21 protein-coding genes are annotated in these 23,095 nt (G+C 68.9%); 18 read left to right on the forward strand and 3 right to left on the reverse strand.

From position 1 onward, the window contains the following. Positions 1 to 37: 37 nt before the first annotated feature. From ABRP18_RS01965 to ABRP18_RS01975, 3 genes are all read right to left on the reverse strand, one after another. A complete protein-coding gene (locus ABRP18_RS01965) occupies positions 38 to 679 on the reverse strand; it encodes a hypothetical protein (protein ID WP_349885422.1) in 642 nt (213 codons plus the stop codon). A gap of 53 nt (positions 680 to 732) precedes the next feature. Continuing rightward, the gene (locus ABRP18_RS01970) at positions 733 to 2,019 is read right to left on the reverse strand and encodes a glycoside hydrolase family 16 protein (RefSeq protein WP_349885423.1); all 1,287 of its coding nucleotides are present in this window, start codon (positions 2,017 to 2,019) and stop codon (positions 733 to 735) included. An 89-nt stretch (positions 2,020 to 2,108) separates the two neighbouring features. Further along, positions 2,109 to 3,224 (reverse strand): ROK family transcriptional regulator, encoded by a 1,116-nt coding sequence (locus ABRP18_RS01975; RefSeq protein WP_349885425.1) that lies wholly within the window; start codon positions 3,222 to 3,224, stop codon positions 2,109 to 2,111. 122 nt (positions 3,225 to 3,346) lie between these two features. Between ABRP18_RS01975 and ABRP18_RS01980 the strand changes: the two genes are divergently transcribed. The 18 genes from ABRP18_RS01980 to ABRP18_RS02065 all read left to right on the forward strand — a co-directional run bounded on the left by ABRP18_RS01980 (position 3,347) and on the right by ABRP18_RS02065 (position 23,020). Then, the gene (locus ABRP18_RS01980; RefSeq protein WP_349885426.1) at positions 3,347 to 4,669 is read left to right on the forward strand and encodes an extracellular solute-binding protein; all 1,323 of its coding nucleotides are present in this window, start codon (positions 3,347 to 3,349) and stop codon (positions 4,667 to 4,669) included. Between the two features lie 3 nt (positions 4,670 to 4,672). Then, positions 4,673 to 5,596 (forward strand): sugar ABC transporter permease, encoded by a 924-nt coding sequence (locus ABRP18_RS01985; protein ID WP_349885427.1) that lies wholly within the window; start codon positions 4,673 to 4,675, stop codon positions 5,594 to 5,596. Next, entirely contained in the window at positions 5,593 to 6,411 is an 819-nt protein-coding gene (locus ABRP18_RS01990) for a carbohydrate ABC transporter permease (protein WP_349885428.1), read from the forward strand. The genes ABRP18_RS01985 and ABRP18_RS01990 overlap by 4 nt, the downstream gene beginning before the upstream one ends. Continuing rightward, positions 6,408 to 7,667 (forward strand): Gfo/Idh/MocA family oxidoreductase, encoded by a 1,260-nt coding sequence (locus tag ABRP18_RS01995; RefSeq protein WP_349885429.1) that lies wholly within the window; start codon positions 6,408 to 6,410, stop codon positions 7,665 to 7,667. Before ABRP18_RS01990 ends, ABRP18_RS01995 begins: the two co-directional genes overlap by 4 nt. A gap of 124 nt (positions 7,668 to 7,791) precedes the next feature. Further along, positions 7,792 to 8,247 (forward strand): SRPBCC family protein, encoded by a 456-nt coding sequence (locus ABRP18_RS02000; RefSeq protein ID WP_349885430.1) that lies wholly within the window; start codon positions 7,792 to 7,794, stop codon positions 8,245 to 8,247. Between the two features lie 136 nt (positions 8,248 to 8,383). Beyond that, on the forward strand, positions 8,384 to 8,962 hold the full coding sequence (locus ABRP18_RS02005) for a TetR/AcrR family transcriptional regulator (RefSeq protein WP_052748621.1): 579 nt from the start codon (positions 8,384 to 8,386) through the stop codon (positions 8,960 to 8,962). Positions 8,963 to 9,144: 182 nt separating this feature from the next. Then, entirely contained in the window at positions 9,145 to 10,461 is a 1,317-nt protein-coding gene (locus tag ABRP18_RS02010; RefSeq protein ID WP_231589645.1) for a cytosine permease, read from the forward strand. Then, positions 10,458 to 11,606: a DUF917 domain-containing protein gene (locus ABRP18_RS02015; protein WP_349885431.1), complete on the forward strand. Its 1,149-nt coding sequence runs from the start codon at positions 10,458 to 10,460 to the stop codon at positions 11,604 to 11,606. Before ABRP18_RS02010 ends, ABRP18_RS02015 begins: the two co-directional genes overlap by 4 nt. After that, complete coding sequence (locus ABRP18_RS02020) at positions 11,606 to 13,156, forward strand: hydantoinase/oxoprolinase N-terminal domain-containing protein (RefSeq protein ID WP_058632022.1); 1,551 nt, start codon at positions 11,606 to 11,608, stop codon at positions 13,154 to 13,156. The genes ABRP18_RS02015 and ABRP18_RS02020 overlap by 1 nt, the downstream gene beginning before the upstream one ends. A gap of 66 nt (positions 13,157 to 13,222) precedes the next feature. Next, positions 13,223 to 14,290, forward strand: a complete 1,068-nt coding sequence (locus tag ABRP18_RS02025) for a DUF998 domain-containing protein (protein ID WP_349885432.1) — start codon at positions 13,223 to 13,225, stop codon at positions 14,288 to 14,290. A 73-nt stretch (positions 14,291 to 14,363) separates the two neighbouring features. Beyond that, on the forward strand, positions 14,364 to 14,612 hold the full coding sequence (locus ABRP18_RS02030) for a hypothetical protein (RefSeq protein ID WP_058632021.1): 249 nt from the start codon (positions 14,364 to 14,366) through the stop codon (positions 14,610 to 14,612). Positions 14,613 to 14,680: 68 nt separating this feature from the next. Further along, positions 14,681 to 17,563 (forward strand): AAA family ATPase, encoded by a 2,883-nt coding sequence (locus tag ABRP18_RS02035; protein ID WP_349885433.1) that lies wholly within the window; start codon positions 14,681 to 14,683, stop codon positions 17,561 to 17,563. Between the two features lie 74 nt (positions 17,564 to 17,637). After that, complete coding sequence (locus tag ABRP18_RS02040) at positions 17,638 to 17,841, forward strand: cold-shock protein (RefSeq protein ID WP_017831237.1); 204 nt, start codon at positions 17,638 to 17,640, stop codon at positions 17,839 to 17,841. 242 nt (positions 17,842 to 18,083) lie between these two features. Further along, complete coding sequence (locus ABRP18_RS02045; RefSeq protein ID WP_061016188.1) at positions 18,084 to 19,109, forward strand: iron-siderophore ABC transporter substrate-binding protein; 1,026 nt, start codon at positions 18,084 to 18,086, stop codon at positions 19,107 to 19,109. A gap of 33 nt (positions 19,110 to 19,142) precedes the next feature. Then, positions 19,143 to 20,192, forward strand: coding sequence for an iron ABC transporter permease (locus ABRP18_RS02050; RefSeq protein ID WP_061016191.1), 1,050 nt, complete (start codon positions 19,143 to 19,145; stop codon positions 20,190 to 20,192). Further along, positions 20,189 to 21,271 carry an iron chelate uptake ABC transporter family permease subunit gene (locus tag ABRP18_RS02055; protein WP_193762426.1) on the forward strand — a complete coding sequence of 361 codons (1,083 nt, stop codon included), beginning with the start codon at positions 20,189 to 20,191 and terminating at the stop codon, positions 21,269 to 21,271. Before ABRP18_RS02050 ends, ABRP18_RS02055 begins: the two co-directional genes overlap by 4 nt. Next, positions 21,268 to 22,068, forward strand: a complete 801-nt coding sequence (locus ABRP18_RS02060; protein ID WP_349885434.1) for an ABC transporter ATP-binding protein — start codon at positions 21,268 to 21,270, stop codon at positions 22,066 to 22,068. The genes ABRP18_RS02055 and ABRP18_RS02060 overlap by 4 nt, the downstream gene beginning before the upstream one ends. Then, a complete protein-coding gene (locus tag ABRP18_RS02065) occupies positions 22,058 to 23,020 on the forward strand; it encodes a siderophore-interacting protein (RefSeq protein ID WP_193762427.1) in 963 nt (320 codons plus the stop codon). The genes ABRP18_RS02060 and ABRP18_RS02065 overlap by 11 nt, the downstream gene beginning before the upstream one ends. Positions 23,021 to 23,095: the final 75 nt, after the last annotated feature.

Genomic DNA, 23,095 nt, shown 5'->3' on the forward strand with positions numbered 1-23,095 from the left:
ACGCTAGTCGTGCCGGTCGGTGCGTCGGGGAGCGCCGCTACGGGGTCGGCTGAGATGTCGAGCGCAGAGGCCCTTTCGCGATGTCGTCGATGAGCCATTCGCCATCGACCTTCGTCAGTGTGTACTCACGCGGCTGTGCGAACTCCGCCCCCGCTTCGGCGCCGAGCTCGTGGAGGTACCCCTCGGTCGCGGTGACGATCCGGAACAGGGACTCGAACCCGACCGTCGCCTTCGTGCGGCTCTCATCGATGCTCGATGGAGTCCACGCGACGCCGGTCTGCTCGATCGTCAGGTCGTTGTCGACGTACATCGCCACGAGGGCGTCACGGTACCCGGTGTCTGACAGCTTGGCCACGAAGAGCGGCGTGAAGAACGCCTCCTCTGCCGCGATCGAGTCGGCCACGATGGCGGGCGAGCGGTTGTCCGAAGCTCCGGAGTGCAGAGCCACGACCTGCTGCACGGCCTGCACATCCGCGTCGTCGAGCGGCAGCTGTTCTCCCGTGGAGGTGAGGGTCCACAGGGTGGCCTCCTGGTCGAACCGCGGGGTCGGCGCAGCGCTCGCAGCGTTCGATGCGGCCGGTGGAGACGGTTCGGTGCAGCCGGTGAGGCTCATGCCTCCCGCCAGCAGCGCGAGGGTGAGAAGGAGGGCCGACGTCGGTCGGGGCGGTGTCGTGCGCATGGGGTCTCCTCTAAGGGGAGGGGAACCGGGTGGTCCCCCTCCCGGTGTCGTGCTCAGTTCGCGGGCGCGGCCTTGAGCTGCCAGTGCGAGGACCACCAGCTGCTCGACACGTTGCCGAACTCGACCTTGCCGGTGTTGTTCTCGACATGCAGTGCGCCGGATGCGTTCTGGATCCGGGTGAACCCACCGCCCGCGTCCGGTGTCGACCAGGAAGCGGAGGCGCCGGCGGTCGCAGCGGTCCCGTGTCGCACGGTCGTGCCGTCCACGTAGAGGTACTGGTTGGTCCAGCGGTTGCGGTACTTCGTGGTGCCCGACGATGTCTCGGGAACCCATTGCGCGCTCCAGTACGTCGTCGGCACCTCGCCGAAGCGGACGACTCCGTCATTCGGCTCGATGTTGATCGCGCCGGCGCGGTGTCGGTTGTTGATGAGTTTCCAGGTGGGGGAGACGGCCTCGGAGTAGCCGGCGTTGTCCTTGTACACGCGCAGGTAGTCGACCTCCCACTGCTTGGGCCACACACTGTTCGGCTGCCCGGAGCCCGCGCCCGTGTAGATGTTCATGATGATGCCCATCGCGGTGTTGGGGGCGTCGTTGAGCGTCTTCACCAGTTGCCCGTCGTAGTAGAACCGCAGCTGCGTGGGCGTCCAGTCCATGGCGTAGACGTGGAACTCCGTGGTCGGCGAGCCGGACACCGGAACAGTGTCGAGTGACCACGATGAGAGGAAGTTCGGATCGCCCCAGCCGTAGGCGGCGATGCGCCAGCTGTTCGGCGTGCTGAAGAAGGTCTCGATCATGTCGATCTCGGACTGGCCGCCGGTGTTGTTGGTGCCGACGAGCCACAGGGCCTGGTGCCCGCCGCCGCCCGCGTTGGAGTTCTTCGCCCGCACCTCGAAGTAGCCGTACTTGGTCGAGTAGCCGTCGAAGGTCGGCAGGTTGTTGCGGTTCACGGCGCTGCCGTTGAAGGGGTGCCAATTGTTCTGGTTGTGCGTCTGGATCGCGGAGGAGACCACCGTGCCGTCCTGGTCGGGGTTCCACGGGGGCTGGTCCTGGTCGACGCGGAGCTTGATGGTGCCGTTGGAGATCGTGTAGCGCGCGGCGGTGTCGGCGATGTCCTCGGCGGGCACCCAGTGGGGCAGATAGTTCGGCAGCCACTTGTTCGTGTCGAGCGTCGTGCCGTTGAACTCCTCGCTGAAGTCGAGAGTGTATCCGGGCTTGTCGAGTGGGCTGGGTGGGGTGTCGGCGGCCCAGGCTGCGGGGCCGGCGAGAGTGAGGGCGGCTGCGGAGGCCACCACGGCGGCGGCTGCCGTGAGGCGCCGTACGGATTGCGGGCGTGTCATCATGCTCCTCGGGGATCGACGGTGATCTTCACCCGGACGCGATCAGACGAACACGGCCGGCGAGGCAATTAACCCGGACTCTGTCGTAATTGTCAATACTCGCGAGCGAACAACTGCTCGTGAACGGCCGCGGTGCTCACGGCGAGCGCGCCGAGGCAGGGTGCGGCTGCTCCCAGCGCCGACGGCCTGATTTCGGGGAGGAAGAGGGCGCGACCGTCGAGCTCCCGACTCAGTGCCGCGGCGAGCCGCGTCGACGCCTCCGGGATGCTGCTGCTGATGACCACGGCGTGCGGATCGATCGCCAGGACGAGCGCTCCGAGTCCGTCTGCGATGTCCGCCGCGAAGTCCGAGACCGCGGCATCTGCGTGTGCGGAGAGGCCGTCGCCCTCGAGGAAGAGGCGCTCGATCTGACCGGCGGCGCGAGTGGTCAGGCGCTGCTGTGCCTGAGGCCAGGCCACGCGTCCCAGCGCCCCGATCTCGCCCGCGGCGCCGTGAGCCCCGCGGGCGACCCGGCCGTCGACGATCGAGGCTGCGGAGATGCGGTTGCCGATCCGCAGCAGCACGGCGGTCTCCTCCGAGCCGACGGCTCCGCTCTCGATCTCGGCGATGGCTGCCAGTTTGGTGTCGTTGTCGAACGAGATCCGTGCGTCGGGGAACGCGCGCCGCAGGTGCGTGTCGATGTCCGCCTCCAGCCAGTCCGGCACGACGGTCGTCTTCACGGGGTGGCCGTTCGCATCGACGATGCCGGGGATCCCGACCGTGAGCGCAGCGAGCTCCCGAGCGCCCGCCGCCTCGTCGAGCAGGACGGCCACCAGGTCGATCACCGCGGCAGCCGCATCCTCGCCGCCGGAGAGGTCCTGTTCGATCCGGCGATGCGGTGCGATCACCGTGCCGCGCAGGTCGCCGGCGATGCCGGCGATGCCGTGCGGGCCGATGTCGATCCCCACCGACATGCCGTGTGCGGCGGCGAAGCTGTAGCCACGCGCCGGGCGGCCCGCACGGAGGGGGCGCAGCTGCTCGGCGGCGACGAGCCCGTTCTCGAGGAGCGAGGGCAGCACGGCCTCGACGGTCGTGCGAGAGAGGCCGGTGACGGACGCGAGCTGGGTGGCGGTCAACGGTCCGTCCGCCTCCCACAGGGTGGTCAGCACGGCGTGATCGTTGAGTCGCCGCATGGCTGCGAGGTCGGTGCCGAGCGGCTGGGATGTCACGAGTCCTGACTATCACATCCGGCGATCCGGACGCTTGACACCGCGAGTGCCCAGCCCTAAATTATGAATTACCACGGAGTCCTGCAAAATACTCCCACCCCTACCCCAAAGGCGACACACCCATGCAAAGACGCACCCGACTCGTCCTCGCGCCGCTCGCGGCCGGAACGCTTCTCGGCTTCGCACTCACCGCCTGCGCACCCGGCGCGACGACCAGCGGTACCGGTTCCGACGTCGACGCCAGCACCGAGTTGACCACCGACGACATCACCCTGACCCTGATGTCGACTCCCGAGTCCGGCGCAGCGACGGAGGCCACCATCGCGGCATTCGAAGCAGAGCACCCGAACATCACCATCGAGTACTCCCAGACGAACTATGACGACTACAACCAGAGCGTGAACCTGAACCTGTCCGGAGACCAGTCGCCCGACATCGTCCTGCTGAACGCCGTGGCCAACACCGTGAAGAACAAGCTGGTGCTCCCGCTCGACGACTACGCCGGTCTCTACGGGTGGGACGAGTTCTTCCCCGCCAACCAGCTCAACCAGTGGCGGGTCGCCGAGGACGGCAGCACGCTCGGAGACGGGGGCGCTCTGTATGCCGCGCCCGCCGGCTTCTCACTGGTCGGTGCGTACTACAACAAGGCGCTCGCGGCGCAGCTCGGGATCGACGCTCCGACGTCGCCGGACGACTTCGAGAAGGCGCTGCAGACGGCTGCAGCCGCCGGCACCCTGCCGGTGCAGGTGGGCAACGCCGAGGGACACGCCGCGTTCATCGTCCAGCTCCTGGGCCAGGGGGCATCCGGGGCCGACGTGGCCAATGCGTGGGCCTTCGGCCACGAGGGCGAGACATTCGACACCGACGCGAATCGCGAGGCGGCGCAGACACTGGTGGACTGGCAGAAGGCCGGTTACCTCGGAGACCCGACGACGGTGAACGGCACCGATCTGCAGGGAGCCGTCGACAACTTCACGGCGGGCAAGGGGCTGTTCCTCGTCGACGGCATCTGGGACGCCGGCAAGATCGGCGACGCCCTGGGGGCGGACGCCGGCTTCCTGGCCTTCCCCGGCGATAACGTGACGGGAATCGGCACCTCGGTGGCCTATGCGATCTCTTCGCAGAGCGCGCACCCGAACGAGGCGGCCGCGTTCCTCGACTTCCTGCGATCCCCCGAGGCCAGCGAGCAGCAGTTCGCGCAGGGGTTCATGCCGAACGACCCCACGGTCGCCGTCGCCGAAGACGGAACACTCCAGGGTGACATCGTGGCCGCGTGGGCCGAGGTCTCCGATGCCGATGGTCTCGTCGCGTTCAACAACAACGCGACCGCGACGATGAACGACGTGCTCAAGGCCGGCACGCAGCAGCTGATCGCGGGCCAGACGAGCGTCGACGACTTCCTCGCCGCCGTCCAGGCCGACTGGGCCGCCGCCCACGCCGGCTGATCGATGACGACCACGTCACCGCGGTCGCGGGAGGGTTCCGGTCGCACGGCCGGAGCCTCCCGTCGACCGCGCCGAGGCTGGAGCGCTCTGCTCTATCTGCTGCCAGCGTTCGCGTTCTACGGCACCTTCACCATCGCGCCCTGGGTGCAGAGCATCTGGCTCTCGTTCTGGGAGTGGGACGGGATCGGCGCCGCCACCTGGGCCGGAATCGACAACTACGTCAAGGTCGCGACCGACGAGCGACTGCTCGTGGCACTGCGCAACGGCCTCGGGTTCATCATCTTCTACACCGTGTTCCCGGTGATCCTCGGCCTCATCATCGCCGCGGTCATCGCCGCACGCCCTCGACGGGGGTCGGGCGTCGTCCGCACGGTGCTGTTCCTCCCGCAGATCCTGCCCCTCGTCGCCGTCGGCGTGGTGTGGCGCTACCTCTATGCCGCCGACGGGCCCATCAACCAACTGCTCACCGCCCTGGGCATGGGGGATCTCGCGCGGGCATGGCTCGGCGACTTCACCTGGGCCTACCCCGCGGTGGGAGTGATCGGCACGTGGGTGACCACGGGGCTGTGCATGATGCTGCTGCTCGCGGGCATCCAGAAGATCGATCCGTCGCTGTACGAGGCCGCTCGGCTCGACCGGTGCGGCCCGATCAGACAGTTCTGGCACGTGACGGTCCCGGGCGTCCGGGCCGAGATCGTCGTCGCAGCGACGGTCACGCTGATTGCCGCGCTCGCCAGCTTCGACATCGTCTACGTCACCACCGGCGGAGGCCCCGGATATCAGACGATCGTGCCCGGCGTGCTGATCTACAAACTCGTCTTCACCTCGAACGAGGTCGGGCTCGCCTGCGCACTCGCCACCGTGCTGAGCGCCATCATCCTCGTCTTCGTCGCCGTCATCGGCAGGATCGGACGCCGCAACGCATGAGATCACGCACGTCCCGGTTGATATCCGCCGGCTTCCTCCTCGTGGCGGTGCTCAGCGTCGTCCTCCCGTTCCTGGCGCTGATCTCCGCCGCGCTGCAACCCTCCGGCACGCTCGTGCCACGGCTCACCTGGCCGACCGATCCGCACTGGGAGAACTTCCTCAGCGCGTGGACGATGGCCGGCTTCGGGTCGCTGCTCGCATCGAGCGCGATCATCGCCGTCGTCGTGGTGCCGATCTCGGTGATCTGCTCCACTCTCGCGGGCTACGCCATGGGAACCATGAAGATGCCGGCGAAGGGGGCGCTGTTCGCGTTCTTCCTCGCTGGACTCACGCTCCCGTACGAGGCCATCGTCATCCCGCTCTACTTCTCCATGCGTTCGACGGGGCTGATCGACACCTACTGGGCCGTCATCCTCCCGTTGGTCGGAGCGTTCATGCCGTTCGGGATCTTCTGGATGCGCACCCACTTCGAGTCGGTGCCGAACGAGCTCATCGAAGCGGCGCAGCTCGACGGTGCCGGTCGCTTCCGTACTTTGATCCAGATCCTGATCCCCGGCGCCAAACCGGCGATCATCACCTACGCGTTGCTGACGTTCATGTGGGCGTGGAACCAGTTCCTGCTCGCTCTGATCCTCATCCGCGACCCCGCTCGGCGTACCGCGCCGTCGGGACTCGGCACGTTCGTCCAGCAGTTCGGCGAGAACATCCCCCTGCTCGCAGCCGGAACGATCATCGTGATCGTTCCGATCGTCGTCCTCTACTTCATCTTCCAGCGCAAGTTCGTCGCCGGTCTCGTCCAAGGAGCACTCAAATGATCGTCCCCGTCCCTCTCCGTCTCGCGATCGTCGGGGCGGGATCGCGCGGTACCGGGTATGCCCGCCGCGCCGTGGCCGAGGGGGCGACGATCACGGCGGTCGTCGAGCCGGATCCCGAGCGTCTGGCGGCGTTCCTGGTGGAGTTCTCCGGGCAGCCGATCGAGCGGTTCGACACCTGGCAGGGCATCGCGGGGCGCGCGGAGAGAGTGGCGGACGCGGTCGTCGTCGCCACCCCGGATCGCCTGCACGCGGATCCGGCGATCGGGCTCGCCGAAGCCGGATACCACCTCCTGCTCGAGAAGCCGATCGCGCCGACCGAGGAGGAATCCGCCCGCATCGTCCGTGCCGCTGAGGACGCCGGCGTGATGCTCGCCGTGTGCCACGTGATGCGGTATTCCGCATACTCCCGCACGCTCAAGCGCCTGCTCGACGACGGCGCGATCGGTCAGCTCGTCTCTGTCGAGCATCTCGAGCCGATCGGCTGGTGGCACTTCGCGCACTCTTACGTGCGAGGCAACTGGGCACGCGAGGAGGAATCCGGCCCGATGCTGCTCACGAAGAGCAGTCACGACATCGACTGGCTCTCGTACATCGTCGGGTTGCCGGCGGAGCGCGTGTCGTCGTTCGGCAGCCTGCTGCACTTCCGCCCGGAGAACAAGCCAGCGGAGGCGACGGCGCGCTGCCTCGACTGTCCGCTGCAGAACACGTGCGCATACTCCGCGACCACGATCTACCGCGGGTTCCTCGGCGACGAGACATTCGAGCGCTGGCCGCTGGCCGTGCTCACCACCGACGTCTCCGCTGCCGGGGTGGACCGCGCACTCCGCGAGGGGCCGTACGGCCGTTGCGTGTACGACGGGCAGAACGACGTCGTCGATCATCAGGTCGTCAACATCGAATACAGCGGCGGCGTCACCGCATCGTTCACCGTCACCGCCTTCACGGAACTCGACTTCCGCAAAACCCGCCTGTTCGGGACCACGGGCAGTATCGAGGGCGACGGGCGCACCCTCGTCGTCCATGACTTCGTGCGTGACGAGAAGTACGAGGTCGTCCCGGAGACCCGGGGCAACGCGAGTGCGGCCGACGGGCACGGTGGGGCGGACGATGCCCTCGTGCACGCCTTCCTCGACGCGCTGCGCACGGGGGACCGCTCCGGGCTGCTCTCCGGTCCCGAGGAGAGCCTCGCCACCCACCGGATCGTCTGGCTCGCCGAGGAGGCGAGGAGACAGGGCGCCGTCGTCACCATCCCCTGAGGGTCGCCGATCGCGCGTCGACCGGAATGTCGGGGAACCGGCGGCGGATGTCAACCCCGTCGCCGATCCCCGCGATCTGCGGCTGAATGGGATCACACGAACGACGAACAGTGAGGAGCATCCCATGGTGCAGATCATCGAGACCATCGACGTCGACGTTCCCGTCCGCACGGCCTACAACCAGTGGACGCAGTTCGAGAGCTTCTCGAAGTTCCTCGACGAGGTCGAATCGATCACCCAGATCGACGACACGCACACCCACTGGAAGGTGAAGGTCGGTGCCGCGACTCGCGAGTTCGACGCCGAGATCACCGAGCAGCACCCGGACGAGCGTGTCGCGTGGAAGAGCACGGGAGGCGAGACCGAGCACGCGGGCGTGGTGACGTTCCACACGCTCACCGACGCCTCGACGCGGGTCACGGTGCAGCTCGACTGGGAACCTGAAGGACTGCTCGAGAAGCTGGGCTCGCTGGTCGGCGTGGGGGGACACGCCGTGAAGAAGGACCTCGAGAACTTCAAGGAGTTCATCGAGGGCCGCGGAGTCGAGACCGGCTCATGGCGCGGCGACGTGGAAGCCTGACCGGAGATCAGATGCAGAGAAGGCCCGACGGCTCAGCCGTCGGGCCTTCTCCATGTCGGAGGATGTCGGGCTCGGTCTTGCGAACCAGGAGGTGCGGGGTTACGCTCTGCCTAACTAATAGTCGTTAGGCACTCACATGACCAGAGCAACGATCCTCGCGGAAGCACGCACGATCTTCGCGCGCCAGGGCTACGCGGAGACGAGCCTGCGCGAGATCGCCGAGGCCGTCGGGATCAAGACCCCCTCGCTCTACGCGCACTTCCCGAGCAAGGAGGCGCTGTACGCGGAGGTGTACGCCGCGGTCTCGGTCGAGCACACCGCCTTCTTCGACGAGCTGGTGCGCAGCAGCAGCACCCTCGAGCCGCTCGCTCGTCTGCAGCACCTGCTGGGCGGGATCGAGGCGTACTACCGCGACCGTCCCGACCTCGCGGAGTTCAGCCTCAGGGCCGCGGTCTCCGAGTACGGGCCGGGTGGCGAGCAGTTGCGTCAGATCTTCCTCGACTCGGAGTCGACCCTGGCTGCAGCCGTGCGCGAGACCTACGACGACGGCGTCTCGGCTGGGGCCTTCGTCCCCGGCGATGCCGACGGCTTCACCGCGCTGGTGTTCGTCGTCATGGACGGCCTGTTCCTGCAACTCACCCATTACACGCCGGAGATCTACCGCGAGCGCTTCGACCAGGCCTGGCGACACCTTTCCACGATCCTCTCCCGATGAACCCTGCCGCACAGATGCGGTGACCCTCGACGATCGCCGGCAGGGAGCCACGAGCTCCCTCCGGCACCGCGTCACCCGGCCGCACCGCGAGCCGACCCCCGACCCGCCCTGCGAGGCGTCCGCACTCCGGGAACCCGAATCCCCGCCGACGCACTCGCAGGGCCACATCCCAAGGAATGATGATGACTACCACCGACTACGAGCACGGCGTCGTGCCTCAGGACCAGCGCAAGAGCTGGCTGTCGATCGCCACCGTGTGGATCGCGATCGGCATCGACCTCTCCGGGGCGTTCCTCGGCGTCTCGCTCGCATCCGGAATGGCCTTCTGGCCGGCGATCGGCGCGACGATGCTCGGTTCGCTCCTGCTCGGACTGCTCGCGATGGCATGCGCGTACGTCGGAGCGGCCACAGGACTCTCCACCGCGATGATCTCGCGCGCCGTGTTCGGCCGGGTCGGTGGTGCGATCCTCGCCCTGGCGATCGCCGTCAGCCTCGTCGGCTGGTACGCCGTGCAGGCGGGCTTCTTCGGCGCCAACGCGCAGATCGCCTTCGCCGAGTTCACCGGCATCGATGTGCCCGTGCAGGTGTTCACGGCGATCGGCGGCGTGCTGATGGCCATCACCGCGTTCTGGGGCTACCGCTCGATCAACCGCCTCAGCACCCTCGCCGTGCCGCTGCTGCTCCTGCTCCTCATCGTCGGCGTCATCGTCGCATTCACGGTGAACGGTGCGGCGGGGCTCGATGCTCCGGTCGAGGCGACGTTCACGTTCGGCGGCGCGGTCTCGCTCGTCATGGGCATCTTCATCCTGGGCGTCGTGCTCGCCCCCGACATGGCGCGCTGGGCCAAGACCCCGAGACAGGCCATGATCGCCGGCTTCGTCGGCTTCTTCTTCGGCAACTCGATCATCCTGGTCGTCGCGATCCTGCTCGCCCGCATCATGGACGGCACCGAGCTGATGGCGATCTTCTTCGCGCTCGGCCTCGGTGGCGTCGCGGTGATCGTGCTGATCCTGGCGCAGTGGACAACGAACACGACCAACCTCTACTCGGCGGGTCTCTCGTTCGCGTCGATCAGCGAGCGGCTGAGCCGACGCACCGTGACCGTCGTGCTCGGCGTGATCGGCATCGTCGTCGGTGTGATCGGGGCCGCCGACTACTTCGTGCAGTTCATCCTCGTCATCGGCACCATCATCGCCCCCTACGGCGGCGTGTACCTGGCATCGTTCTTCACGGGCCGCAAGACGGTGCGCTGGGCCCATGGCGCCACCGTGCCGATGGTCGACGGCTGGTCGATCGCCGCCTGGGTGGTCGGCATCTTCGTGGCGGTCGCGACCACGAACCCGGCGGACGGACCCGGCTTCGGATGGTTCACCCTCACGTCGATCTCGGCCCTCGACGGACTGCTCGTCGGCTTCGTCGCGTACCTCGTGCTGCTTCCGCTTCGCCGCCGCGTCGCTCCCGATGCGCCGGCTCCGGCCACGGACGAGGTGATCGCATGAGCGCTGTCGTCACGACACCCATGATCACCGAGGCCGACATCGACGAGATCGCGCTCGGTGCCGCCGTGCTCGGCACCGGTGGCGGAGGAGACCCGCACGTGGGATCGCTCATGGCCAAGCGGTTGATCCGCCTGCACGGACCCGTACGACTGCTCGCGGTCGATGAGCTGACCGACGACGACTTCGTCATCCCGATCGGAGGCATCGGCGCGCCATCGGTGAGCGTGGAGCGCATCCAGGCCGAGTCCGAGCTCAGGGCGGCGCTGGAAGCCATCGAACGCGCGGTCGGTCGCACGCCCACGGCCGTGATGCCCATCGAGGTCGGCGGAGGCAACTCGATGATCCCGATCGCCGCGGCCGCCCTCGCCGGGCTGCCGGTGGTCGACGGCGACGCCATGGGTCGTGCCTTCCCCGAGGCGCAGATGGTCACCTTCCACCTGGCCGGCTATGGACCAGGAACGACAGTGCTCGTCGACCATCACGGCAACGAAGTGGTCAGCCGTCCTGTCGACGGTGCATGGTCGGAGCGCATCGCGCGGTCCGTCACCGTCGAGATGGGCGGAGGGGCGACCATGATCGACTACGCGTACGGCGGCGACGTGGTGCGCGAGTGCGCGATCCCTGGCACGCTCGGGCTGGCCCAGCGCATCGGTCGTATCCTGCGCGGACGGGATGCGGCCGGCAGGGAGTTGCGCGACGACGAGCGCATCGACGCCCTGTGTGCCGACCTCGACGCCGTGCGGCTGTTCGACGGGAAGGTCGCCGACCTGCAGCGCGCCGTCGACGGCGGCTTCACCCGAGGTGCGGCTGAGCTCGTCGGTGTCGGCGACGACCGGGGGAGCGCGTTCCGGCTCGACTTCCAGAACGAGATGCTGCTCGGACGGAGGGACGGTGTGCTGGCTGCCGTCACTCCCGACCTGATCGCGGTGCTCGACCTGGCCACGGGCATGCCGATCACGACCGAGTCCCTGCGCTACGGCGCTCGGGTCGCGGTCATCGCGATCCCCAGTCACGAGAAGTGGCGCACGCCGATCGGTCTGGAGACAGCGGGACCCGCTCACTTCGGCTACGACGTGCAGTGGGTTCCGGTGGAGGACATCGCACAGCGGTCCGCTGCGCGCACGACGGACGGGGAGGTCGCGTGATGGCCGGCAGGTATCGCATCGGCATCGACGTCGGTGGCACGAACACCGACGCCGTGATCCTCGACGAGCGTCTAGAGGTGGTGGCCTCGGTCAAGCGTCCGACCACGGCCGATACGGGCGATGGCGTGGCTGCTGCGATCGACGCCGTGCTGGCGGCCTCGGGTGTCGACGCCGCGCTCATCGGCCATGCGATGCTCGGGACGACGCACTGCACCAACGCGATCGTCGAACGGCGCGGTCTCGGCCGCGTCGGCATCCTCCGCCTCGGGGCACCGGCCACCACTGCTGTCCCTCCCCTGGAGGGGTGGCCGGACGATCTGCGGGCGGCGATCGGCGAGCACGTCCACCTGCTGGCCGGCGGATTCGAGGTCGACGGCCGCGTGCTCTCCCCTGTCGACGAGGAGGCGGTGCGCGCAGCCTGTCGGAAGATGCGCGGCGAGGTCGACGCGGTCGCCGTCGTCGGCGTGTTCTCCCCCATCGATGAGAGCCAGGAGGAACGCGTCGCCACGGTCGTGGTCGAGGAGCTCGGCGTCCCGGTCTCGCGGTCGGCACGGATCGGCTCGCTCGGGTTGCTCGAGCGCGAGAACGCGACCGTGCTGAATGCCGCGCTGATGCAGACGCTCCGGCAGATGGCCGCGGGCTTCGTCGCGGCTCTGCGGGACCGGGGCATCCCTGCCACGCCGTACTTCGGCCAGAACGACGGCACTCTCATGCAGCTCGAGTACGCGCTCGAGTTCCCCGTGCTCACCATCGGCTGCGGGCCCACGAACTCCATCCGCGGAGCCGCGCACCTCTCGGGTGCCACCGACGCCCTCGTGGTGGACATCGGCGGTACGACGACCGACATCGGCGTGCTCGTCGACGGGTTCCCCCGCCAGTCGGCGCACGCGGTCGAGATCGGCGGCATCCGCACGAACTTCCGCATGCCGGATGTGCTCTCGGTCGGCCTCGGCGGCGGCACGATCATCCGTGAGACCCCGGCGGGTGCCACAGTCGGTCCGGACAGCGTCGGCTATCGGCTCCCGCAGGAGGGACTCGCCTTCGGTGGCTCCACGCTCACGGCGACTGACGTCGCCTTGGCGGTCGGCGGGGCTGCGATCGACGGCATCGACGCGCCCGTCGTCCCCGCAACGGTAGGAGCGGCGGCCTGGAGCGCGATGCGGGCGATCCTGGAGGACTCGATCGACCGGATGAAGCCGAATGCCGCCCCCGTCCCGGTGATCCTGGTCGGCGGTGGGGGGATCATCGCCCCGACCGTGCTCGACGGCGTCGCCGAGCTGATCCGTCCCGACCACTTCGGGGCTGCCAACGCGGTCGGCGCCGCCCTCGGCGAGGTCGCCGGACAGATCGAGAAGATCTACCGCGTGGACTCCGCCGACCAGCGGGCCTCTCGGGCGGATGCTGCGGCGGAGGCGACAGAGCGTGCCCGACTCGCCGGTGCCGACCCGGCGACGATCGAGGTAGTCGCGGTGGAGGAGCTGCCCGTCGCGTACTCCGACGGTACGGCCGTGCTGATCCGCGCTCGAGCGGTGGGGCGCCTGGCCGCCTGACGTCCCCGCCGCACGCCTCGGACGGGTGGGGTTCCGCCCGTCCGAGGCGCGTGCTTGCATGGGCGCATGGAGCACGACGCGAAGCTGCGCGGCGAGACGAGGGCGATCTGGGCGACCGCGCTCTGCTTCGTGGTCGGTGCCGTCGCGGGCATGCTCGTGCTGGGCGGTGACGCGCGCCCGCTCACGGGGGGAGGTGCGCTCGCGATGCCGGCGGCGGTGGTCGCCGGGGGCATCGCAGCGGGGGCGTTCCTCACGAGCACCCTGGTGCACCGCCGCGGCGAGACCGCCTCGATGCCGCGGTGGCAGGCGGTGGTGTCCGATCTCTCGACCGGAGCCCTGACCATCGCGTTCGGGGCCGTCACCGTGATGGGGGTGCTGCTCGCGGCAGAGGTGCTGGCGGCCGGTCTCCAGGGCTTGCAGCTCGCGGCGGTCGGTGGCGGGGTCCTGACCGGCGTGGCCGCGGCGGTCGGCGGGCGCTTCGCGTTCGGGGCCGGCATCGACCTGCGCACGTCCGACCTCGCTGCGCTCCTGTTCGGCTTCCTCGTGATCGGCACGCTTTTCGCGATGGTCACCGCCGCCGATCCGCGTTGGTGGGAGCAGAACTTCTCCCAGCTCGGCGTCGGATGGGCGTTCAACGGCACCCTCGTGGTCGCCGGTCTGCTCGTCGCGACCGTCGGCTCGTACATCGGCCGCGACCTGCACCGGATGCTCGGCGACGCCGTGCTCTCCCGCATCGCCCTCGTCGTGGCGCTGTGGGCGGCGTCCGGGATCGCGCTCGCCGCCGTCGGGCTCCTGCCGCTGCACCGCGTGCCGGTTCCGCACGACATCGCGGCTCTCGGCGCGCTCGTGCTGTTCGCCGCGGCCGCTGCCACCACGGTCGCGAGGGTCCCTGGACATCCTCGCGCGCTGTCGATCGCCTCGGTCGGTGTGGGTCTGCTGGTCGTGATCGCGCTGGTCCTGTGGGTGCCCTTCGGCGTGTACTCCACCACTGCGGTCGAGGCGATCGTCGTCGGACTCGGGCTGCTGTGGATGGCGACACTCGTGCGTGTGCTCGCGATCCTGGTGCCGGCCGGGTCTCGACCATCCGGGCGTCTGCGGCTGATGCGGGCGGGCGCGGGGCCGGGCGAAAGATAGGGCATCTGTCCGATGTACCGGGGGTACCTCAGAGCGGAGTGTAGGGATACAGCGAACCGTCGAGGAGAACCCCATGTTCGAGCACCCCTATCTCCACCAGCAGCTCACCAGGCATGACCAGGAGCAGATGGAGCGCGCCGCTGCGAGGCGCCTCTCCCTGATCGAGCACGCCGACCAGATCGTGCCGCGGCCGGAAGGAGCGATCCGACGGATGCTTCGCCACGCGTTCGGTCGCTCTACGGGCGACTCGGCAGCGACGGCGCCGGGGAAGGCACGGGTCACGGCCGCGTGCGACACGGCAGCGGCGGCGCACGCGCAGTGAGCAGAACCATCGCGCACAGCGCACATCCGACGGACCCGAATGTCGGTCGGGGGTGGGACGATGAGTCCATGCCCCCTTTCGCGTCGAGCGCTGCGATGGTCGGCCGTGAGGCCGAGCTGGCAGAGGTGCGTCGATCGTTCGCGGGGGTGCGCGACGGCATCCCCGCAGCCTTGCTCGTCGAGGGCGAGGCGGGTATCGGCAAGTCACGGCTGCTGCGGGAGTACGCCACCGAGATCGCACCGACCGCCGACGTGCACGTGGGGTGGTGCCTCGACCTCGGCGCTTCGCGCACGCCGTACGGTCCCCTCACCGGAATCCTCCGCTCGATCGTGCTGCGCATGGGTGTCGACCGGGTGCGAGAGTCGGTGGGTGTGGGTGTCGAGGCTCTCGGCATGCTGCTCCCCGAGCTCGTCGATTCCCCGACCGACCGCGATCGCACCAGCCCCGAGCGTCTGCGCGACGCCATCGCCTCACTCATCGAAGCGGCTGCCGAACGTGCCCCTCAGGTGCTCGTGGTCGAAGACCTGCACTGGGCGGACGAGTCCACTCTCGCCATCCTCTCCTTCCTGCTGCGGGCCCTCAGCCGCGGCCGCATCCTGCTGCTTCTCACCTGCCGCACCGACGACGTGCGTCGTGGCGATGCCGTGAGCCGCTTCATCGGCGAGGCCACCAGAGCCCGGCTGCTCGAGCGCCTCACTCTGGGCCGCCTCGACGAGACCGCCGTGCGGGAGCTGGCCGAGCAGATCACCGGCCGTGCGCTCACCGCGAGTGCGCTCGACCGTATGCAGGAGCGGGCCGAGGGCGTGCCCTTCTTCATCGAGGAGATCGCCGGATGTTCGAACGGCCCGCTCCCCGATGGCCTTCGTGATCTGCTGCTGGCTCGTTTCGATCGCCTCGGCGACGACGCGCGCCACGTCGTGCAGGTCGTCTCCGGTGCGGAACGCCCGCTCTCGCATCCGCTCATCACGAGCCTGGTCGAGCTGCCGGAGCAGCGGCTCGACGAAGCGATCCGCGAGGCGACCCGCAGCGGCATCCTCGTTGTCGGCGACGACGACTACCGTTTCCGGCACGCTCTGCTGCGCGAAGCCGTGCACGACGACCTGCTCCCCGGCGAGCGGGCGCGACTGCACCGCGCATACGCCGAGGCGCTCGAAGCGCAGTGCGCCGGGTCCGATTCCAGCGATGCCGCCGCGCTCGCGTACCACTGGCAGCTGGCGCAGGACGATCGGAAGGCCCTGGTCGCCGCCGCCGACGCGATGCGTCACGCGAAGGGACAGTACGCGTTCGCGAGTGCCGCCCGTTTCGGCGAGCTGGCCCTGGAGCTCTGGCCGCTCGTGCCCGACGCCGCAGACGCGGCCCGCATCGAGCGTCTCGAGCTGCTGCTGGTGCTGGGCTCCATCCTGCGCAATGCGGGTGATGGTGAACGGGCGCTCGCCGTGGCCAACGTCGCGCTCGCCGAGGTCGACCCGGAGACGGTCGATCCGCGGCTGCACGCTCGCCTCCTCCGCAACAAGGCGCTGTATCTCGTCAACCTCGGGCGCCTCGGAGCCATCCCGCTGCTGCAGCAGGCTCTCGCGATCGCCGACGAGCGGATCGGCGATGAGGTGTTCCGGGCGGAACTGCTCAACCAGCTGGCGAGCCGCCGGATGATCGCGGGCGATCGTGAGGAGGCGATCCGGCTCGCTGACGAAGCCGAGCGCGGGGCGGCCGGAGCCGAATCCACGGATCAGCTGTCGATCGCCGCGAACGTGCGCGGAGGTTCGCTGGCGCACCTGGGTCGCATCGACGAAGGCGTGCGCGAGTACGAGCGTGCGCGTGAGCTCGCGACGGGTTCCAACGCCGAGATGCGCTATCGGGTGAACTACTCCGACCTGCTCACGCTGTTGGGGCGCTACCGAGAGGCCGTCGAGGTCGCAGAGGAGGGGCTGCGGCGCGCTCGCGAACTCAGGGTCGAACGCACCTCGGGGTCGATCATGGCGCAGAACATGGTCGTCCCCCTGCTCGAGCTCGGCGAGATCGACCGGGTCGAGGAGATGCTGTCGCGGGACTTCGTGCAGGGGACTCTGCGCGTGTTCCGCATGTACATGAGCATGACGCGCGTGCGGGTGCTGGCGTGGCGTGGGCGGTCGGCGGAGGCCGCAGAGCTCCTGCAGGCCTGGCTTCCCGCGTTCGAGGAGACGGGCGTCTCCGAAAGGCAGATCTGGTACGACCGCGTGATGATGATCGTCGCCGTCGCCGAGAGTCGAGGAGACCTCCGCGGGGCGCTCGACACCATCCTCGAGATGCTGGAGAACGATGAGCCGGCGCTGCTGCACCAGCGTCGTCTGCTGCTGGAGGGAGGCGCGATCATCGCCGAGCTGCGGGCGGCAGGAGTCGACGTCTCGGGGGCCTCCACCGCGATCCGTGCCGCGTGGTCCAGCCAACCGGCGCAGCTGCAGCACGACGCATGGGAGACGATCCTCGACGCCCTCCTCGACCCGCACCCTGACGCTCTCGCCGAGGCGCTGCGGTGCGCGGAGGGGGAGGACGTGCCGGTGATCTTCCGCGCCGTCCTCCGTCTGGAGCAGGCACGCGTGCTGGTCCGCGAAGGAGACCGGATCGCTGCGGGCGCTGTGCTCGCCGAGGCTGAAGCCCTCGCGGAGTCTCTCGGCAACGCTCAGCTCCAGTCCGCCGTCTCCCGGTTCGCCACAGACGCGGGGTTGAGGGGAGACGCGGTGTCAGCGTCGAGCACCGACCCGCTCACCGCGAGGGAGCGGCAGGTGCTCGAGCTCATCGCCGAAGGCCTGAGCAACCGCCAGATCGGTGAGCGCCTGTTCATCAGCGTGAAGACCGTGAGCGTGCATGTGTCCGCCGTGCTGCGCAAGCTCGGCGTGAGCACACGCACCGAAGCAGCTCTCCTGAAGAAGAATGACCAGCCCCGTACTGCGGCGGAGCCTGCCGTGGTAGCGTGACAGTGCGCGCGTCTCGGATGTTCCGGTTCGGCGTAGGCCGTGCAAACGGCTAAGTCAACAGAAAGTAGAAACACATGGCCACTGGCACTGTGAAATGGTTCAACGCGGAAAAGGGCTTCGGCTTCATCGCTCCCGATGACGGCTCGGACGACCTTTTCGCCCACTACTCGGCTATCGCCGGCTCCGGTTTCAAGGAGCTCCGCGAGAACCAGAAGGTCGAATTCGACGCTGAGCGTGGCCCCAAGGGCATGCAGGCGGCGAACATCCGCGCTCTCTGAGCGCGCGCTGACTTCCTGAAACCGGTCGGACCCTCACGGGTCCGGCCGGTTTTTTCGTGCGCTGCCGCCGTTCGAATCGCGCGAATGGTTCCATCCGGCGGCAGTTCACTCCCATTCGCGCGATTCGAACGGGGAATCTCAGGGTGAGGATCACCTAACCTCCGTGTTAGATTAGGCCAGGCTTACCAAAGGCTGGGCGCATCACCCGTGCCGCCCCCTCACCCCGAACCGAAGGAACGCCTGTGCGCACCTCTCGAATCCTCGCCATCGGCGCGGCCGCCGCGCTCGCCATCGGCCTCTCCGCCTGCGCATCCTCCGCGCCGGAGTCGACCTCGACCGCCGGCGGCAACCCCGCCTCCGACGACGCCTTCCCCGTCACCGTCGAGCACGTCTACGGCGAGACCACGATCACCGAGAAGCCCGAGCGCGTCGCGACCGTGGCCTGGGCGAACCACGAGGTGCCGCTGGCACTGGGCATCGTTCCGGTCGGCATGAGCAAGGCCGCCTGGGGCGACGACGACGACAACGGTGTGCTGCCCTGGGTCGAGGAGAAGCTCGACGAGCTGGGTGCCGAGACGCCGGTGCTGTTCGACGAGACGGACGGCATCGACTACGAGGCCGTCGCCGACACCGAGCCCGACGTGATCCTCGCCGCCTACTCCGGTCTGACGCAGGAGGAGTACGACACCCTCTCCAAGATCGCCCCGGTCATCGCCTACCCGAAGGTCGCCTGGGGCACCTCGGTCGACGACATGATCGAGATGGACTCCAAGGCCCTCGGCCTCGAGAAGGAGGGCAAGGCCCTGATCGAGCAGCTCGACGCCGACGCGCAGAAGGCCCTCGAAGCGAACAGCGTGCTCAAGGACAAGAAGGTCCTGTTCTCCTACATCGACCCGACCGATCTCAGCCAGATCGGCTACTACACCGCGATCGACACCCGCCCCGGCTACCTCCACGACCTCGGCCTGCCGTTCCCCTCGATCGTCGAGGAGAACAAGGACAGCGACCAGTTCTACCTGACCGTCAGCGCGGAAGAGGCGCAGAAGTTCGACGACGTCGACCTGTTCATCACGTATGGCGACGAGTCGATCATCCCGCTGCTGCAGGCCGACCCGCTGCTGTCGAAGATCCCGGCCATCGCCGAGGGACGCATCGCCGTCCTTCCCGACGCCACCCCGATCGCGGCCTCCGCGAACCCGTCGCCGCTGTCGATCCCGTGGGGACTCAGCGACTACCTCGCACTCCTGGCCGCGCCGCTGTCCAAGTAGCCGTTCCATCCGCAGCAGCGGAGTGAATGCTCAGTGACCTCAGCAACCGTCATCGCACCAGCACCGGGCGCCGCAGACCTGCGGCGCCCGGTGCTGGTGCGAACCATCTGGCTCCTCGTCGGGCTGGTGGTGCTCGTCGTCCTCAGCGTCCTGTCGATCTCCTTCGGCGTGCGCGCGGTCTCGTTCGACGACATCGTCGCCGCGCTCACGGGCCACACCGACACGATCGCCGAGGCCGCGATCGTGAAGCGCATACCGCGCACCGTGCTCGCCCTCCTCGTCGGCGCTGCACTCGCCCTCTCCGGAGCGACCATGCAGGCGGTCACTCGGAACCCGATCGCCGACCCCGGCATCCTCGGCGTCTCGAACGGCGCCTCCCTGGCGGTCGTCTGCGGCATCGCCTTCTTCGGACTCGCCGACCCCTACGGGCAGATGGCCTTCGCGATCGTGGGTGCCGGCGTCGCCGCCGTCTTCGTCTACACGGTGGGCTCGCTCGGGCGCGGGGGAGCGACCCCTCTCAAGCTCGCCCTCGCGGGGGCGGCGACATCGGCCGCCTTCGCCTCGCTCATCAGCGCCGTGATGCTGCCCCGCGTCGACCTGCTGCAGACGTTCCAGTCCTGGCAGATCGGCGGCGTCGGCGGAGCGGAGTGGCCGCGCATCGCCCTGACCGCGCCGGTGCTCGCCGTCGGCGCCCTCATCTGCTTCCTGTGCTCGCGGGGCATGAACTCCCTCGCCCTCGGCGACGAGATGGCCAAGGGTCTCGGCGAGAACGTGTTCCGCACCCGCATGATCTCTGCACTCGGCGCCGTGATCCTCGCCGGGGCCGCGACCGCGATCGCCGGACCCATCGGATTCGTCGGGCTGATCATCCCGCACGTGTGCCGCATGCTGGTGGGGACCGACCACCGCTGGCTGCTTCCGTTCTCGGCCATCGCCGGCGCCGCCCTGCTGACGGCGAGCGACATCGTGGGCCGCGTGATCGCCCCGTCGTCCGAGGAGATCCAGGTCGGCATCATCACCGCCATCATCGGAGCGCCGTTCTTCATCTGGATCGTCCGTCGGCAGAAGGTGCGTGAGCTGTGAGCACGACCGAGCACACCGAGCACACCCTCGAACGCCGCGAGGAGTCCGCCTCCGCCCGCATCACGCGGATCGTCGCGGGCCGACGCTCGCGCCACCGTCGTCACGCGATCGCCACTATCGTGCTCGGCGTCCTGGTCCTCGCCCTCTTCGCGGTCGCCCTCATGGTGGGGAACACGTTCTACACGCCGGACGAGGTGATCCGCGTGATCCTCGGCGAGACCGTGCCGGGGGCGTCGTTCACGGTGGGCGACCTGCGGCTGCCGCGCGCGGTGCTCGCCGTCCTCACCGGCATCGCCTTCGGCATGGCGGGCGTCTGCTTCCAGACGATGCTGCGAAACCCCCTCGCCTCGCCCGACATCATCGGCATCTCCAACGGCGCCGGAGCTGCAGCCGTGTTCGGCATCATCGTGCTCTCCGTCAACGGGCCGGTCGTGTCGCTGCTCGCGCTCGTCGGTGCCGTGGTCACGGCCTTCGTGATCTACCTCCTCTCGATCAAAGGCGGCTTCGCCGGCACGCGACTCATCCTGATCGGGATCGGCATCGCGGCGATGCTGCAGAGCGTCATCTCCTACCTGCTGTCGCGCGCGGCGAACTGGGACATCCAGACCGCGATGCAGTGGCTCACCGGAAGCCTCAACAACGCGTCGTGGGAGCGGGTGCTGCCGATGGCGATCGCCGCGCTGATCATCGTGCCGCTGATGCTGTCGCAGGGCCGCGCACTCGGAGCGCTCCAGCTGGGAGACGATTCCGCGGCGGGACTCGGCATCCGCGTCAACGCCACCCGCCTGCTGCTCATCCTCGGTGCGGTCGCGCTGCTCGCATTCGCGACGGCCGCCACCGGGCCCATCGCCTTCGTCGCGTTCATGGCGGGGCCCATCGCCGCGCGCATCACGGGTCCAGGCGCGAACCTGCTCCTGCCGTCGGCGTTCGTCGGGGCTCTGCTCGTGCTCGCCGGCGACCTCATCGGCCAGTTCGCCTTCGGAACCCGCTACCCCGTCGGAGTCATCACCGGCGTCGTCGGTGCGCCGTACCTGATCTATCTCCTCATCCGCACCAACCGCTCCGGGGGTTCGCTTTGACCGTCTCGCACAGCCTGTCCGCCGAGGGCGTCACGCTCGCCTACGGCGACCGCACCATCATCGACGGTCTCGACCTGCAGATCGCCCCCGGCCGCATCACGACCATCGTGGGAGCGAACGGATGCGGCAAGTCGACGCTGCTGCGTTCGCTCGCCCGTCTGCTGTCGCCGAGCGACGGGCAGATCGTGCTCGACGGCAAGTCGGTGCACGCACGCCCGACCAAGGAGGTCGCGCGCATCCTCGGGCTGCTTCCGCAGTCGCCCGTCGCGCCGGAGGGCATCGCGGTCGCCGATCTGGTCGGCCGCGGACGGCACCCGCATCAGAAGATGCTCGCCCGCTGGAGCACGCACGATTACGAGGTGGTGGCAGACGCCCTCGACGCGACCGGCATCTCCGACCTCGCCGACCGCAGCGTCGACGAGCTCTCGGGCGGTCAGCGCCAGCGCGTGTGGATCGCGATGGCGCTCGCGCAGGAGACCGACATCCTGCTGCTGGACGAACCGACGACCTTCCTCGACGTCGCGCACCAGGTCGAGGTGCTCGATCTGCTCACCGACCTGAGCGTCTCGCGCGGCACCACGATCGTGATGGTGCTGCACGACCTCAACCTCGCGGCCCGCTACGCCGACGAGCTGGTGGCGATGAAGGACGGGCGGGTGCACGCGACCGGTGCGCCGCACGACATCGTCACCGCCGAACTCGTCGAAGAGGTCTTCGGCCTCGCCAATCAGATCACCATCGATCCGGTCTCCGGCAAGCCGATGGTCACACCCATCGGGAGGCACCATGTCCGCTGAGACGACCACGACCGAGCGCCCGACCTACATCCTCACCCGCGCCGAGGTGCGGGCCGTCGCGCGTGTCTCGCCCTCCTTCGTGCGGGTGACCTTCGGTGGAGACGAGTTGAGCGAGTTCGGCACACCGGGCGAGGTGTTCGACAGTCGCATCAAGCTGGTCTTCCCGCCCGCGTCCGGGGCGCTGCCCGACCTCGACAGGGCATCGGACAACTGGTGGCAGGCCTTCCTCGCCGTGCCGGAGGAGGAGCGCGGATCCATGCGCACCTACTCCGTGCGCGAGCTGCGGGTCGACGACGAGACCGGCACCGAGGTGGACGTCGACTTCGTGCTGCACCTCGAGCCGGGTCTGACCGGGCCGGCCTCCCTGTGGGCGAGCCAGGCCGCGGTCGGGCAGGAGCTCTACCTGGTCGGACCCCGCCGCGGGGTGGACGTGGATGCGCACGGAGGGGCCGAGTTCGCCCCCGGTACCGCGGCATCGGTCGTGCTCGCGGGCGACGAGACGGCTGCTCCGGCGATCGCCCGCATCCTGGAAGATGCGCCTCGCGACCTGCGCGGTGTCGCCTTCATCGAGGTGCCCTCGCCTGCCGACATCCTGCGCATCGACGTGCCCTCAGGGGTCGAGGTGCACTGGCTTCCCCGTGATGCCGGCGAGCCGCACGGGCTGCGACTGATCCCCGCCGTGCTCGGCCACCTCGGAGACGCCGACGCTGCGGACGAGATCCGGGTGAAGGACATCGACGGCGAGGACCTGCTGTGGGAGACGCCGGAGTACTCCGGTCTCGGCGAGGACATCGCCACGGCCGACGCTCCGGCCGAACGCTACTTCTGGATCGCGGGGGAGAGCGGCGTGGTCACCACGCTGCGTCGCCACCTGGTCAAGGACCTCGGCATCGACCGCAGCCAGGTGGCCTTCATGGGCTACTGGCGCCGCGGTGTCGCCATGCGCGGCTGACCCCCCTCCTCCCTCTTCCTGCCCTTCCTCCTTCCTGCCAAAACGGAGACGACCCGAGCATCCGCCGGCGTGTCT

This window comes from Microbacterium sp. WHRI 7836 (assembly GCF_040223885.2).
Classification (GTDB): Bacteria; Actinomycetota; Actinomycetes; order Actinomycetales; family Microbacteriaceae; genus Microbacterium; species Microbacterium oxydans.

Excerpts from the sequence above, each read along its gene's own strand:
- ABRP18_RS01995 (WP_349885429.1), top strand. The coding sequence starts at position 6,408 with ATGATCGTCCCCGTCCCTCTCCGTCTCGCGATCGTCGGGGCGGGATCG.
- ABRP18_RS01985 (WP_349885427.1), top strand. The coding sequence starts at position 4,673 with ATGACGACCACGTCACCGCGGTCGCGGGAGGGTTCCGGTCGCACGGCC.
- ABRP18_RS02030 (WP_058632021.1), top strand. The coding sequence starts at position 14,364 with ATGTTCGAGCACCCCTATCTCCACCAGCAGCTCACCAGGCATGACCAG.
- ABRP18_RS02035 (WP_349885433.1), top strand. The coding sequence starts at position 14,681 with ATGCCCCCTTTCGCGTCGAGCGCTGCGATGGTCGGCCGTGAGGCCGAG.
- ABRP18_RS02010 (WP_231589645.1), top strand. The coding sequence starts at position 9,145 with ATGACTACCACCGACTACGAGCACGGCGTCGTGCCTCAGGACCAGCGC.
- ABRP18_RS02000 (WP_349885430.1), top strand. The coding sequence starts at position 7,792 with ATGGTGCAGATCATCGAGACCATCGACGTCGACGTTCCCGTCCGCACG.
- ABRP18_RS02005 (WP_052748621.1), top strand. The coding sequence starts at position 8,384 with ATGACCAGAGCAACGATCCTCGCGGAAGCACGCACGATCTTCGCGCGC.
- ABRP18_RS02065 (WP_193762427.1), top strand. The coding sequence starts at position 22,058 with ATGTCCGCTGAGACGACCACGACCGAGCGCCCGACCTACATCCTCACC.
- ABRP18_RS01965 (WP_349885422.1), bottom strand. The coding sequence starts at position 679 with ATGCGCACGACACCGCCCCGACCGACGTCGGCCCTCCTTCTCACCCTC.
- ABRP18_RS01980 (WP_349885426.1), top strand. The coding sequence starts at position 3,347 with ATGCAAAGACGCACCCGACTCGTCCTCGCGCCGCTCGCGGCCGGAACG.
- ABRP18_RS02020 (WP_058632022.1), top strand. The coding sequence starts at position 11,606 with ATGGCCGGCAGGTATCGCATCGGCATCGACGTCGGTGGCACGAACACC.
- ABRP18_RS02040 (WP_017831237.1), top strand. The coding sequence starts at position 17,638 with ATGGCCACTGGCACTGTGAAATGGTTCAACGCGGAAAAGGGCTTCGGC.
- ABRP18_RS02015 (WP_349885431.1), top strand. The coding sequence starts at position 10,458 with ATGAGCGCTGTCGTCACGACACCCATGATCACCGAGGCCGACATCGAC.
- ABRP18_RS02025 (WP_349885432.1), top strand. The coding sequence starts at position 13,223 with ATGGAGCACGACGCGAAGCTGCGCGGCGAGACGAGGGCGATCTGGGCG.
- ABRP18_RS01990 (WP_349885428.1), top strand. The coding sequence starts at position 5,593 with ATGAGATCACGCACGTCCCGGTTGATATCCGCCGGCTTCCTCCTCGTG.
- ABRP18_RS01970 (WP_349885423.1), bottom strand. The coding sequence starts at position 2,019 with ATGATGACACGCCCGCAATCCGTACGGCGCCTCACGGCAGCCGCCGCC.